Raw genomic sequence first — 14,333 nt, 5'->3', positions numbered from 1 at the left:
ATTCAACCTATTATTTACTAGAAACAGTTAAACGCGTTCTCAATTTTGCACGTCTACGTGACAAAATATAACGCCCATTTTTAGTTGCCATCCGAGTTCTAAATCCATGTGAACGATTACGTTTTAATATTGATGGTTGGAAAGTTCGTTTCATTTTAATATTTACCTCAATATACTTTATTAAATATAATTAATAAGATTCTCTAAACCAAGAAGAGAAGAATGTTTTTTTAAATGATAAAAATAAATTTACTTTATTTGTTAAATTAATAATTCATCATTTTAAAAAAATGAAAAAATACTATTTAAAAAAAATTTTTGATATTTTATTTTGATATAAAAAATGTATTTTTTTATAAAAAAACTAAATTTAAAAAAATCACTTCTTTAGATAAAAAATATCTAAAAATACATTATATCCTTTTCGTTATACTCACCAATCTTAAATTGTATAACTTTTAATGTAAAAAAATATAATTTTTTTTTATATTAAACATATGTGTCAAAATAGAAAAACAAAAAAAACAGCCATTTTTTAAATTTCATTGAATTTTGTTCGCTTGGAGTCTAGCGTGTCACTTTGTCTTTGGAAACAGTGTCTTGACCGGTTGCAGAGCGAGCTGCCATCTACAGAATTTAGTATGTGGATACGCTCTCTAAAAGCCAAATTAAACAATAATATTTTAGAAATATATGCTCCAAATCAATTTATTTTAGATTGGGTAAAAGATAAATATTTAATTCATTTTAAAAAAATACTACAAGATTTTTGTGGTTCTAATTCACCATTCATAAAATTTAAAGTATACCAAACTTCTAAAGAAAAAAAATTTAAAAAAAACATTTTACAAAAAATACAAAATTTAAATGCAAAACCAATTTGGGATAAGATACCAATTTTTAAAAAATCGTCTCATCGTTCTAATATTAACAAAAAACATAGTTTTGAAAATTTTATAGAAGGAAAATCAAATCAATTAGCACGAGCAGCTGCATCTCAAGTAGCTAAAAACCCTGGAAACTCTTATAATCCACTTTTTTTATATGGAGGTACAGGATTAGGAAAAACACATTTATTACATGCTATAGGGAACGGAATATTAGCATATAAATATAATGTTAAAATTATCTATATGCATTCTGAACGTTTTGTGCAAGATATGGTCAAGGCTTTACAAAATAATGCAATTGAAAAATTTAAATTATACTATCGTTCTGTTGACGCATTGTTAATTGACGATATTCAATTTTTTGCACATAAAGAACGTTCTCAAGAAGAATTTTTTCATACATTTAATGCTCTTTTAGAAGGGAATCAACAAATCATTTTAACTTCAGATCGATATCCTAAAGAAATTAATGGAGTTGAAGATCGTTTAAAATCGAGATTTGGTTGGGGTCTGACAGTTGCTATTGATCCACCAGAATTAGAAACAAGAGTCGCCATATTGATTAAAAAAGCAGATGAAAATAATATTGTATTATCTGACGAAGTTGCATTCTTTATAGCCAAACATTTACGTTCTAATGTTCGCGAATTAGAAGGAGCTCTAAACAGAGTAATTGTTAATGCTAATTTTACACACCGTTCTATTACTGTAGAATTCGTTCGTGAAGCGCTTCGAGATATATTAGCTTTGCAGGAAAAACTAGTTACCATTGCTAATATTCAAAAAACAGTTGCAGAATATTATAAAATAAAAGTAGCAGATTTATTATCTAGACGACGTTCTCGTTCAGTAGCTCGTCCCAGACAAATGGCGATGGCTATGGCAAAAGAATTAACTAATCATAGCTTGCCAGAAATTGGAGATGCTTTTAGCGGAAGAGATCATACCACAGTACTTCATGCTTGTCGTAAAATTGAACAATTACGTAAAGAAAATCACGATATTAAAGAAGATTTTTCAAATTTAATCAGAACTCTATCAGTGTGATATTATGAAATTTACTATTCAAAACGATATTTTAACTAAAAATTTAAAAAAAATAACTCGAGTACTAGTCAAAAATATTTCATTTCCTATTTTAGAAAATATATTAATTCAAGTTGAAGATGGAACTTTGTCTTTAACAACAACAAATTTAGAAATAGAGCTTATTTCAAAAATTGAAATTATAACAAAATATATACCAGGAAAAACAACTATTTCAGGTAGAAAAATTTTAAATATTTGTCGAACTTTATCAGAAAAATCAAAAATAAAAATGCAACTAAAAAATAAAAAAATGTATATTTCTTCTGAAAATAGCAATTATATATTAAGTACTTTATCTGCTGATACTTTTCCAAATCATCAAAATTTTGATTATATTTCCAAATTTGATATATCCTCAAATATATTAAAAGAAATGATAGAAAAAACTGAATTTTCAATGGGAAAACAAGATGTAAGATATTACTTAAATGGTATGTTATTAGAAAAAAAAGATAAATTTTTACGTAGTGTTGCAACAGATGGATATAGATTAGCAATATCGTATACTCAATTAAAGAAAGATATCAATTTTTTTTCAATTATTATTCCTAATAAAGCAGTAATGGAATTGTTAAAATTATTAAATACTCAACCACAATTATTAAATATTTTAATTGGTTCCAATAGTATTAGAATATATACAAAAAATTTAATTTTTACTACTCAATTAATTGAAGGTGAATATCCTGATTATAAGAGTGTTTTATTTAAAGAAAAAAAGAATCCAATTATTACTAATTCTATTTTATTAAAAAAATCACTATTACGCGTTGCTATTCTAGCTCATGAAAAGTTCTGTGGAATTGAAATAAAAATTGAAAACGGTAAGTTTAAAGTACTATCTGATAATCAAGAAGAAGAAACTGCTGAAGATCTATTCGAAATTGATTATTTCGGAGAAAAAATAGAAATCTCAATAAATGTTTATTATCTATTAGATGTTATCAACAATATAAAAAGTGAAAATATTGCTTTATTTTTAAATAAATCTAAATCTTCTATACAAATCGAAGCAGAAAACAATTCTTCAAACGCATATGTTGTAATGCTATTGAAAAGATAAAAATAAGTAATTTATATATATATCAAAGAAATTTAAGAACATAAATTTTAACATATTCAAAATATAAAAAATAATTAAAATTTTAAAAATAGAAAATATATAATAATCGTATTATAAAAAACACATTATCAATTAAAAAATAACAAGGAAAAATATGATAGATACTTATGATTCTTCTAAAATAAAAATATTAAGAGGATTAGATGCCGTTCGTAAAAGACCAGGAATGTATATTGGAGATACTGATGATGGAAGTGGACTACATCATATGGTTTTCGAAATTGTTGATAATTCTATTGACGAAGCATTAGCAGGGTTTTGTAAAGAAATCAAAGTAGTTATTCATTCTGATAATTCAGTATCAATTAAAGACGATGGAAGGGGTATTCCAACTGATATACATCCTGAAGAAAAAATTTCAGCTGCAGAAGTTATTATGACAGTATTACACTCAGGTGGTAAGTTTGATAACGCTTCTTATAAGATATCAGGTGGATTACATGGAGTAGGAATATCGGTTGTGAACGCTTTATCAGAAAAACTAGAATTAATAATTTATAAAAATAAAAAAAAATATCGACAACAATATAAAAACGGAAATCCAGAATCCCCTTTATGCATCATAGGTGCAACTGAAATAACAGGAACATACATAAGATTTTGGCCTAGTTACAAAATTTTTACTAATAAAACACAATTTCAATATGAAATTTTATCTAAACGTTTACGCGAATTATCCTTTCTTAATTCTAACATATTGATTCACTTAAAAGACAATCGAACAAATTTAGAAGAAAAATATCACTATAAGGGAGGTATTAAAGCATTTATCAAATTTTTAAATAAAAATAAATTCCCAATTAATCTAAATATATTTTATTTTCGATGTATTAAAAATCAAATAGAATTAGAAATCGCAATACAATGGAATAATTCACACCAAGAAAATATACTTTGTTTCACTAATAACATACCCCAAAAAGATGGTGGAACACATTTATCTGGTTTTCGAGCAGGAATAACACGTACATTAAATTTACATATAGAACGCGAAGGGTACAATAAAAAAAACAAAACAATTATTACAGGTGAAGATACACGAGAGGGATTAACAGCAATCATATCTATAAAAATACCTGATCCTAAATTTTCTTCTCAAACTAAAGATAAACTAGTTTCTTCTGAAGTAAAATCAGTAATAGAATCATTAATTAACGAAAATCTTATCGAATATCTTTTAGAAAATCCTATTGATGCAAAGTTTATAATTCAAAAAATCATAAACTCAGCTAAAATAAGAGAAGCAGCAAGACGAGCTAGAGAAATAAATAAAAAAAAGGGGACATTAGATTTAGGTACGTTACCTGGAAAACTATCTGATTGTCAAGAAAATGATCCTAAATTATCAGAAATTTATTTAGTTGAGGGAGACTCTGCAGGTGGATCAGCAAAACAAGGCAGAAACCGAAAAAATCAAGCTATTCTTCCTTTGAAAGGAAAAATATTAAATGTACAAAAAACAAAATTTGATAAAATAATCTTATCTCAAGAATTAACATCGCTTATAACAGCATTAGGATGTAGCATTACTAAAAGTGAATATAGTTTAGATAAACTAAGATATAATCATATTATCATAATGACTGATGCTGATGTAGATGGAGCACATATTCGAACACTATTATTAACATTCTTTTATCGTCAATTACCAGAATTAATTAAAAAAGGATATGTTTATATTGCTCAGCCACCTTTATATAAGGTAAAAAAAGGAAAACAAGAAAAATATATTAAAAATGATGAAGAGATGAATAAATATCAAATTAAAATAGCTTTAAAAGAAATTGTTATAAAAAACAAAAAAAATGAAAATTGCAATAAAATTATCAAAGAATTTCAAAAAATAGTATCTGATTTTAATCATATTCAAATTAAAATGAAAAAAAATAAAAATTATTTCCCTGAATTAATATTGAATGAACTGATCTATCATCCTCGTTTATATAATTTAAAAAACGAAAACGTAGTTCAAAATTGGATAGAAAAACTAGTAGAAAAATTAAATAAAAAAGATAAAAATAATACAATATACACGTCAAAAATCAAGAGAAATGAAAATGATAGTATATTTGAACCAAGTATAAAATTATCAAGATATGCCAACCATACTCAATATGATTTAAAAAATGATTTTTTAGAAAGTAAAGAATATTTTTTAATTACTAATTTAGGTGAAAAATTTAAAAAATTCCAAGAAAATGAAAATTTTATAGAAAAGGGAGAAAAAATTTATAAAATAAATGACATAAAAAACACATTAGAATGGCTAATAAAAGAAACAAAACGCGGTTTTTTTGTACAACGTTATAAGGGACTTGGAGAAATGAATCCCGATCAACTATGGAATACAACAATGAATCCTGAAACACGAAATATGTTACAAGTAACTATCAAAGATGCTATTTCTGCTAATAATTTATTTAATACATTGATGGGAGACTTAGTAGAACCAAGAAGAAAATTTATACAAAAAAACGCTTTAAAAGCAGAAAACATAGATATTTAAAATATATAATTTAAAAAATTATAAAATATCTTAAATTTTTTTTTTAATTCTATAAACTATCTAAATAATGATTGCGGCAGGAAAAAACCAGCCGCGAAAGATCTTTATTTCTTAAATTTATCCATAATCTCAAGAACACGTAATTTTGCAATTGCTTTAGAAATCTCGAGCAAAACATCGTCTTTTTTGACATTTGTAGTTTCTTTTTTAAAATATTCTTCAGCTTGTTTTTTCGCTTTTACAACACGTTTTCGATCTAAATCAATACCACGAATAGCAACATCTGCTAAAATAGAAACAACGGAAGGTTGAACTTCTAAAATACCTCCAGATATATAAAGACATTCTTCTGTTTTATTTTTATGAAATATATATATTACACCTGGTTTAATTATACTCAACAATTGAGTATGTCCTGGATAAATTCCCATTTCTCCTTCACTTCCAGATACCTGTATTCTATCGACTAATCCAGAAAATATGCGCTTTTCAACACTAACAATATCTAAGTAAAAATCCATGGATATATCCAAAATATTTAATTATAATAATTTTGCTTTTTTTATTACTTCTTCAATAGTACCTACCATATAAAACGCCTGCTCTGGTAAATTATCAAATTCACCTCCAATAATTCCTTTAAAAGCACGAATATTATCTTTTAAAGATACATATTTTCCTGGAAAACCAGTAAAAACTTCTGCTACAAAAAATGGTTGAGATAAAAATCTCTGTATCTTGCGCGCTCTTGAAACTAAAATTTTATCTTCTTGAGATAATTCGTCCATGCCTAAAATTGCAATAATATCTTTTAGTTCTTGATATCTTTGTAAGATTGACTGTACCCCTCGCGCTGTATCATAATGTTCGTCGCCTACAATATAAGGATCTAATTGACGACTAGTCGAATTTAAAGGATCAATAGCTGGATAAATACCTAAAGCAGCTATTTGACGACTTAATGTTACTGTAGAATCTAAATGCGCAAACGTAGTAGCTGGAGAGGGATCAGTTAAATCATCAGCTGGAACATATACTGCTTGAACAGATGTAATGGAACCTTCTTTAGTCGAGGTAATTCTTTCTTGAAGCAAGCCCATTTCTTCAGCTAAGGTTGGTTGATAACCTACAGCAGAGGGCATTCGACCAAGAAGTGCAGAAACTTCTGTTCCAGCTAAGGTATAACGATATATATTATCAATAAATAACAAAACATCTCTACCTTCATCACGAAATTTTTCAGCAATAGTTAATCCTGTAAAAGCCACACGTAATCGATTACCAGGAGGTTCATTCATCTGACCGTAGACAAGAGAAACTTTATCTAATACTTTAGAATCTTTCATTTCATGATAAAAATCATTACCTTCACGAGTTCTTTCACCAACCCCAGTAAATACTGAATAACCAGAATGTTCTATTGCAATATTTCTAATCAATTCCATCATATTAACTGTTTTACCTACACCTGCTCCACCAAATAAACCAACTTTTCCACCTTTTGAAAAAGGACAAATTAAATCAATAACTTTTATACCCGTTTCCAATATTTCTTGAGAAGATGCTTGTTCTTGATAACTTGGTGCAGAACGATGAATTTCCCAGTACTCTAATTTAGAATTATCTAAATTTTTTAATGGTCCTTTATTGTCTATTGTTTTTCCTAACACATTAATTATGCGACCTAACGTAGCTTGCCCTACCGGAACTTTAATATAGTGTCCAAGATCAATAACAATCAATCCCCTTTTCAAACCATTAGTAGAACCCATAGCTATTGTTCGTACAATTCCAGCACCTAATTGTTGCTGTACTTCTAAAATAAGTTGTATTTTTTTATTTTTTACTTCTAGAGCGTTATATATCTTTGGTACTGAATTTTGATCAAATTCTACATCTACTACGGCACCAATAATTTGAATAATTTTTCCAGTAGCTATCATTTTAAAACCTCTAACCAATTTTTAATCTACTGATACTGCTGATGCTCCTGCAACAATTTCAGTCAATTCTTGAGTAATGTTAGCTTGACGAACTTTATTATAAATCAACTGTAATTCTTTAATGCGATTACCACTATTATCTGTAGCAGTTTTCATAGCAACCATACGAGCTGCTTGCTCACTTGCGATATTCTCTAAAAGACTTTGATAAATCTGAGATTCAATATATCGATCAAATAATGTATCTAAAATTAATTTAGATTCTGGTTCATATAAATAATCCCATTTTATTTTCTTATTAGAAAAAATATTTTTTTCATTATAAAGAGGTAAAAGTTGACTAATTTTTGGATACTGTGACAGTTTATTATGAAACTTATTATAAGCAATAAAAAGTCTATCAATTTGATTATTTTGATATTTTTCTAAAATAATTTTAATCGATCCGATTAATTTTGATAAATCAGGAGTTTCACCTAAATTAGTCACACTTGAAATAATAGAACTACCGTATAATTTAAAAACAGATAAACTTTTTAAACCAAATAATATTAAATCACAAGGAATATTTATTTTAGCAAAATTTTGAATTTTAAATAGTACTTGTTTAAAAAGATTAGTATTTAAACTTCCACATAATCCTCGATCAGTAGAAACTATGATTATGCCTATTCTTTTATCATTTCTTTTTTCCAAATAACTATGTTTATATTCTAAACTACCTTGTAGAACATGATGAATTACTTTTTTAATTATTTCAGAATACGGTCGACCTAAACGCATCCTTTCTTCTGTTTTTCTCATTTTAGAAACAGCAACCATTTCCATCGCTTTAGTGATCTTTTTAGTGTTTGTAACACTTATTATTTGATCTTTTATTTCTTTTTTACTTGCCACTATGTTTTCTCAATGAATTTTTTTGCATTATCAAAAAATAAAAATAAGAAAATAAAAATTTTACAATTAAGAATTCTTAAAATTATTAATTAATTCTATAAATTTTTTCTTTATTATATCATTGAAATTTCCATCTTTGTTTATTTCTTCCATTAAATCTAAATGATAATTATAAGCATATGTCAAAATTTCTTTTTCAAATTGAATAATATTTTCTACAGAGATATCGTCAAGAAAATTATTTTCAGCGATAAAAAACATTAATCCTTGTTCTGATATAGACATAGGTCTATATTGTTTTTGTTTCAATAACTCAGTAATTTTTTGACCGTATATTAATTGTTTTCTAGTTGTTTGATCTAAATCAGATGCAAATTGCGAAAATGCTGCAAGTTCGTGATATTGAGCTAATGCAGTACGAATTCCAGAAGATAATTTTTTAATAATTTTAGTTTGAGCAGCACTGCCAACACGAGATACAGATATACCTGCATTCACTGCAGGACGAATACCTGAATTAAATAAATTAGATTCTAAAAATATTTGTCCATCAGTGATGGAAATTACATTTGTAGGAACAAATGCAGAAACGTCACCAGATTGCGTTTCAATAATAGGTAAAGCTGTAAGAGAACCAGTTTTTCCAGTGATTTTACCTTTAGTAACATTTTTCACATGTTCTTTAGAAACACGAGATGCTCTTTCTAATAAACGTGAATGAAGATAAAATACATCTCCCGGAAATGCTTCTCTTCCAGGTGGTCTACGTAATAATAAAGAAATTTGACGATACGCTACCGCATGTTTTGAAAGATCATCATAAACAATTAAAGCATCTTTTCCTCGATCGCGAAAATATTCACCCATTGCACAACCGGAATAAGGTGCTAAATATTGCAAAGAAGCTGCTTCTGAAGCTGAAGCAACAACAACAATAGTATTTAATAAAGCATCATGCTCATCTAATTTTTTTACAACGTTTATAATAGTTGAAAGTTTTTGACCGATAGCAACGTAAACACATGGAAGATTAATTTTTTTTTGATTAATAATAGTATCTATTGCAAGTGCTGTTTTTCCCGTTTGTCTATCTCCAATAATTAATTCACGTTGTCCACGACCGATAGGAACCATAGCATCAATAGCTTTATAACCAGTTTGTATCGGTTCATTAATAGATTCGCGTTCAATAACACCAGGTGCATCCGCCTCTACTGGTAAATAAATATCATGTTCTATAGAACCTTTGCCATCAATAGGAAAACCTAATGCATTCACTATCCTTCCTAAAAGTGCAACACCAACTGGAACTTCTAGGATTTTTCCTGTACATCGAACCTTAGTACCTTCAGTAATATGAATATAAGGTCCCATCACTACAGCACCAATTGTATCTCTTTCTATATTTAATGCAATTGCATATTCATTGTCAGGTAATAAAATCATTTCTCCTAACATAACATCAGAAAGACCATAAATTTTTATGATACCATCATTAACAGAAATAATAGTACCTTCATTATAAGATTGATTAAATACTTCAAATTGAGCAATTCTTTCTTTAATCAATTGACTAATTTCTGTAGAATTTAATTGCATATACAATGCTCACTTAAAAATTTAAAACGTCAGATAATTGTTTAAGATAACTACGAACAGAAAAATCAAAAACTGTATCAGCTTTTTTTATAATTATGCCATCAAGTATCTGATGATCAATTTTATATATAAATTTAATTTTAGATAAAAATATTTTTTGTAATATACAACGTATATCAATAATCTCATGTTCTTGCAAAGAATATGCTGATATTAACTCAATAATAGTATTACCTTGATAAGATGTTTCTAATTTTAAAAACTGTCGCAATATATTATTAAATATTTTAAAACGCTGATTTTCAGCTAATAATTTTATTAAATTTCTTGCATCTTTATCAATGTGATCACCAGCAACAAAGATAAAAAAAGATGATAAATAACTAGGTGATAAAGATCCAGATAAAAATTTTTCAATTTTTTTTGAACGAATGATTTCGTTAATAAAAATTAACGTTTTTTTCCATTTTTCTATTGATTGATTTTCAATTGCTAATTCAAAAATTGCTTTAGCATAAGGTCTAGCAATAGTATCAAGTACTGACATTAATATTTTACCTATATTAATTTCTTATCTTTAGATAAAGAAACAATTAATTTTTTTATTGAATACTTATATTGATCTTTTTGAATATTGTCTTTAATAATTTTTTCAGCTATCAAAATTGATAAATCTACAATTTCTTTATGTAAATTTTTACGTACTTGCATAACTTTTAAATCAATTTCTAATTGATTTCTTAAAAAAATTTTTTTGCTTTCCTCTAAAGCAATACTCTTTGCATCCTCTAAAATAATTGATTTTTTTTTATTTGCTTCGTTGATAATAAAAGATGCTTTTTCTTTAGAATCTTGAATTATTTGATTCATTTTTTTTTGAATAATAATAAGTTCTTCTTCAGCTTTTTTCAAAGAAATCAAAGATTCCTCAATATTTTTTTGTCTTGTCTCGATGGCAAAAATAATAGGAGGCCATATATATTTCATACAAAACCAAACAAATAAAATAAATGACAGTGCTTGTCCAAGAATTGTTGCATTAAGATTCACGATAATGGACCTTATGTATTAAAATAAAAATTAATCTTTACGCTGTCTAAAAAACGTAAAGATTTTAATTATAATTTAAAATAATAATTTTTTTACAAAAAAATAAAATATTAAGAAATAGCGAAAAGCATATATAAGCCTAATCCAACTGCAATCATTGGAATTGCATCTACTAATCCCATTACAACAAAAAACTGTGTTCTTAATAAAGGAACTAAATCAGGCTGCCTTGCAGCTCCTTCTAAAAATTTACTACCTAAAATACCAATACCAATTGCAGCTCCAATTGCCGCTAATCCAATCATAATAGCAACCGCTATATACAACATATCAACATTTAAACTTTCCATTACAAACTCCAGTTTTCAATACAATTATGGTCAATTTTCATCTTAATGAGATTGAGAAGCCATTGACAAATAAACAATCGTCAATACCATAAAAATAAAAGCCTGTAGAGAAATTATTAAAATATGAAAAATAGCCCATGGAACATTTAAAAAAAACTGTGACCACCATGGGAGTAAACCAGCAATTAAAATAAAAATCATTTCACCAGAATACATATTTCCAAAAAGTCTTAATCCCAAAGAAATTGGTTTTGATAATAAAGAAACTAATTCTAATAAAAAATTAAAAATAAAAAATACAGGATGATTAAAAGGTTGTAAAGTAAGTTCTTTACAAAAACCAATTAATCCCTTCATCTTTACACTATAAAATAAAATTAAAATAAAAACACCCAATGACATTGACAATGTAATATTAATATCAGCGGACGGCACAATACGCATTGCTGGAAAATGAAAAAACCTCTCAGAAATAAATGGAAAAAAATCAATTGGAATTAAATCCATAAGATTCATTAAAAAAACCCAAACAAAAACTGTTAACGATAAAGGTGCAATAAGAGGATTTTTTCCTTGATACATACTCTTAACATTAGAACGGATAAAATCAAAAATTAATTCAATAGAAGCTTGTAATCCATTTGGAACACCAGTCGTAATTTTTTTTGCCACTGTGTAAAAGATGCTCAAAAAAAAACATCCTAATACAAGAGAAAATATGATTGAATCAATATTTAAAACCCAAAAATGAGAAACAATTTTTCCTGGTTCAACAAACTTAAAATTACATAAATCTATTTGCAAATGATTTAAATGATGACTGATATATTTTTGAGGATTAGATATTTTCTCTAAAGACATAATTTTTTTCTCATTTATTTTATAAATAAATAAAAACAAGACAAATAAAATAACTAATTTTAAAAATTACTAAATTAATAAAATCAAGAAAAATTATTACATATTTAAACTTAAAAAAATGAAAATTTATTATGATAAATGATTTTTGTAATATTCTTTTTTTAAGTGTATTAATAAAATAGATATAGTAGCTGGTGTTATACCAGAAATTCGCGATGCCTGACCGACAGAAACTGGTTTATAATCATTTAATTTTAGAACAGCTTCATGAGACAAACCTTTAATTTTATTATAATCATAAGTAGGTAATAAAGGAGTGTTTTCATTTTTTAAATGTCTATTAATTTCTTCCAACTGTCTTTTAATATAACCTTCATATTTGATTTCATTTTCTATTTGACCTGCTGCTTCTAAATCAGAAATACCTACTTTAAAATTTTTTAAATACTTTAAATTTTCATATGTAATTTCTGGACGTTTTAATAAATTTAAAATATTAATTTCTTTAGTTAAAACAATATTAAATAACTGATTTAAAATAGTACTATCAGAGGATTTAGGATATATTTTTATTTTTTTTAAACGATTTTTTTCATTACTGATATTTAGTACTTTTTCATTATAACGAATCCATCTTGGATTATCTACTAATCCCAATTTATAAGCTATTTCAGTTAAACGTAAATCAGCATTATCTTCTCTTAAAGTTAACCGATATTCAGATCTTGAAGTAAACATTCGATAAGGTTCATTCGCACCTTGAGTAGTTAAATCATCAATAAGAACACCTAAATAAGCTTGATCACGTCTAGGAAACCATTGTTTGCAATCTTTTGCACTTAAAGCTGCATTTAAACCTGCTAAAAGTCCTTGAGACGCAGCTTCTTCATAACCAGTAGTACCATTAATTTGACCAGCTAAAAAAAGACCTTTAATCCATTTACTCTCTAAAGTAAGATTTAAATCCTTAGGATCAAAAAAATCATATTCTACAGCATAACCAGGAGTAATAATTTTAGACTTTTCTAAACCTTTTACAGAACTTACTATTTCTTTTTGAACATCTAAGGGTAAACTAGTTGAGATACCATTTGGATATATTTCAATACTAGTTAATCCTTCTGGCTCTAAAAAAATTTGATGTGATTTCCTATCAGGGAAACGTACAATTTTATCTTCAATAGAAGGACAATATCGAGGTCCCACACCTTTAATAATACCTGTATATAGAGGACTCTTATGTAAATTTTTACGTATTATTTCATGCGTTTTTTCATTAGTGTGTGTAAGAAAACACGGTATTTGAAGAGGATGATTAGAAATATCCCCCATAAAAGAAAAAACAGGAGTAGGAACATCACCATGCTGGACAAATAAATTTTCAAAATTAATTGTATTAATATCAATTCGAGGTGGTGTTCCAGTTTTTAATCTATCCACACGAAAAGGCAAATCTCTTAAACGAAGAGCTAAATCTATAGATGCTTTTTCTCCTTTTCTTCCAGCAGAATAACTTTCTAAACCTATGTGTATTTTTCCACCTAGAAAGGTACCTGTTGATAATACAACTGATCTAGAATAAAAACTCATATTACTTTGTGTTAGAACACCTATCACTTGATAATTTTTTACAATTAAATCTTTTACTTCTGTTTCCAGAATTAACAAATTAAGTTCTTTTTTTAATAATTTTTTTATATTTTGACAATAAAGTATTCTATCAGCTTGAGCTCTAGTTGACCTTACAGCAGGACCCTTTTTAGAATTTAAAACTCTAAACTGAATTCCTGAATAATCAATAGCTCTGGCCATCAAACCACCTAAAGCATCTATTTCTTTTACCAAATGACTTTTACCTATTCCTCCGATAGCAGGATTGCAAGATAATACACCTATATCAGTTATTTTTTGAGTTAATAATAATGTTTTACAACCTACTCTTGCAGAGGCTGCTGCAGCTTCAGTGCCAGCATGCCCTCCACCAATAACAATAACATCAAAATTTTTTAAATACGACTTTGACAT

The 14,333-nt window shown here is 27.0% G+C and carries 13 protein-coding genes; 3 read left to right on the top strand and 10 right to left on the bottom strand.

Annotation, left to right across the window (positions count from 1 at the left end; translation table 11 throughout):
• Nucleotides 1-10: 10 nt before the first annotated feature.
• Nucleotides 11-154: a 50S ribosomal protein L34 gene (gene rpmH, locus BUSG_RS00065; RefSeq protein ID WP_011053551.1), complete on the bottom strand. Its 144-nt coding sequence runs from the start codon at nt 152-154 to the stop codon at nt 11-13.
• A gap of 418 nt (nt 155-572) precedes the next feature.
• Here rpmH and dnaA point away from each other — a divergent pair, with 418 nt between their 5' ends.
• The 3 genes from dnaA to gyrB all read left to right on the top strand — a co-directional run bounded on the left by dnaA (nt 573) and on the right by gyrB (nt 5,608).
• Nucleotides 573-1,937: a chromosomal replication initiator protein DnaA gene (gene dnaA, locus BUSG_RS00060; protein ID WP_011053550.1), complete on the top strand. Its 1,365-nt coding sequence runs from the start codon at nt 573-575 to the stop codon at nt 1,935-1,937.
• Between the two features lie 4 nt (nt 1,938-1,941).
• Nucleotides 1,942-3,042: a DNA polymerase III subunit beta gene (gene dnaN / locus BUSG_RS00055; protein WP_011053549.1), complete on the top strand. Its 1,101-nt coding sequence runs from the start codon at nt 1,942-1,944 to the stop codon at nt 3,040-3,042.
• Nucleotides 3,043-3,196: 154 nt separating this feature from the next.
• A complete protein-coding gene (gene gyrB / locus BUSG_RS00050; RefSeq protein WP_011053548.1) occupies nt 3,197-5,608 on the top strand; it encodes a DNA topoisomerase (ATP-hydrolyzing) subunit B in 2,412 nt (803 codons plus the stop codon).
• 104 nt (nt 5,609-5,712) lie between these two features.
• Here gyrB and BUSG_RS00045 read toward each other — a convergent pair whose 3' ends face one another.
• The 9 genes from BUSG_RS00045 to mnmG all read right to left on the bottom strand — a co-directional run bounded on the left by BUSG_RS00045 (nt 5,713) and on the right by mnmG (nt 14,333).
• A complete protein-coding gene (locus tag BUSG_RS00045; protein ID WP_044006071.1) occupies nt 5,713-6,135 on the bottom strand; it encodes a F0F1 ATP synthase subunit epsilon in 423 nt (140 codons plus the stop codon).
• A gap of 15 nt (nt 6,136-6,150) precedes the next feature.
• Complete coding sequence (atpD, locus tag BUSG_RS00040) at nt 6,151-7,548, bottom strand: F0F1 ATP synthase subunit beta (protein WP_044006070.1); 1,398 nt, start codon at nt 7,546-7,548, stop codon at nt 6,151-6,153.
• Nucleotides 7,549-7,572: 24 nt separating this feature from the next.
• Nucleotides 7,573-8,448: a F0F1 ATP synthase subunit gamma gene (atpG, locus tag BUSG_RS00035; protein WP_011053545.1), complete on the bottom strand. Its 876-nt coding sequence runs from the start codon at nt 8,446-8,448 to the stop codon at nt 7,573-7,575.
• A gap of 66 nt (nt 8,449-8,514) precedes the next feature.
• Complete coding sequence (atpA, locus tag BUSG_RS00030) at nt 8,515-10,047, bottom strand: F0F1 ATP synthase subunit alpha (RefSeq protein ID WP_011053544.1); 1,533 nt, start codon at nt 10,045-10,047, stop codon at nt 8,515-8,517.
• Between the two features lie 13 nt (nt 10,048-10,060).
• Complete coding sequence (gene atpH / locus BUSG_RS00025) at nt 10,061-10,594, bottom strand: ATP synthase F1 subunit delta (RefSeq protein ID WP_011053543.1); 534 nt, start codon at nt 10,592-10,594, stop codon at nt 10,061-10,063.
• Nucleotides 10,595-10,605: 11 nt separating this feature from the next.
• A complete protein-coding gene (gene atpF, locus BUSG_RS00020) occupies nt 10,606-11,097 on the bottom strand; it encodes a F0F1 ATP synthase subunit B (protein WP_011053542.1) in 492 nt (163 codons plus the stop codon).
• A 110-nt stretch (nt 11,098-11,207) separates the two neighbouring features.
• Nucleotides 11,208-11,447, bottom strand: coding sequence for a F0F1 ATP synthase subunit C (gene atpE, locus BUSG_RS00015; protein WP_011053541.1), 240 nt, complete (start codon nt 11,445-11,447; stop codon nt 11,208-11,210).
• 42 nt (nt 11,448-11,489) lie between these two features.
• A complete protein-coding gene (atpB, locus tag BUSG_RS00010) occupies nt 11,490-12,308 on the bottom strand; it encodes a F0F1 ATP synthase subunit A (RefSeq protein WP_011053540.1) in 819 nt (272 codons plus the stop codon).
• Nucleotides 12,309-12,437: 129 nt separating this feature from the next.
• On the bottom strand, nt 12,438-14,333 hold the full coding sequence (gene mnmG / locus BUSG_RS00005) for a tRNA uridine-5-carboxymethylaminomethyl(34) synthesis enzyme MnmG (RefSeq protein WP_011053539.1): 1,896 nt from the start codon (nt 14,331-14,333) through the stop codon (nt 12,438-12,440).

The sequence above is a fragment of the Buchnera aphidicola str. Sg (Schizaphis graminum) genome (assembly GCF_000007365.1).
In the GTDB taxonomy this organism is placed as follows: Bacteria; Pseudomonadota; Gammaproteobacteria; order Enterobacterales; family Enterobacteriaceae; genus Buchnera; species Buchnera aphidicola.
The sequence above is the reverse complement of the archived record's forward strand: the minus strand, read 5'-3'. Positions and strand labels throughout refer to the sequence as shown.

Coding starts and splice junctions, on each gene's coding strand:
- rpmH (WP_011053551.1), bottom strand. CDS start 154: ATGAAACGAACTTTCCAACCATCAATATTAAAACGTAATCGTTCACAT.
- dnaN (WP_011053549.1), top strand. CDS start 1,942: ATGAAATTTACTATTCAAAACGATATTTTAACTAAAAATTTAAAAAAA.
- gyrB (WP_011053548.1), top strand. CDS start 3,197: ATGATAGATACTTATGATTCTTCTAAAATAAAAATATTAAGAGGATTA.
- atpA (WP_011053544.1), bottom strand. CDS start 10,047: ATGCAATTAAATTCTACAGAAATTAGTCAATTGATTAAAGAAAGAATT.
- atpH (WP_011053543.1), bottom strand. CDS start 10,594: ATGTCAGTACTTGATACTATTGCTAGACCTTATGCTAAAGCAATTTTT.
- atpE (WP_011053541.1), bottom strand. CDS start 11,447: ATGGAAAGTTTAAATGTTGATATGTTGTATATAGCGGTTGCTATTATG.
- atpB (WP_011053540.1), bottom strand. CDS start 12,308: ATGTCTTTAGAGAAAATATCTAATCCTCAAAAATATATCAGTCATCAT.
- mnmG (WP_011053539.1), bottom strand. CDS start 14,333: ATGTCAAAGTCGTATTTAAAAAATTTTGATGTTATTGTTATTGGTGGA.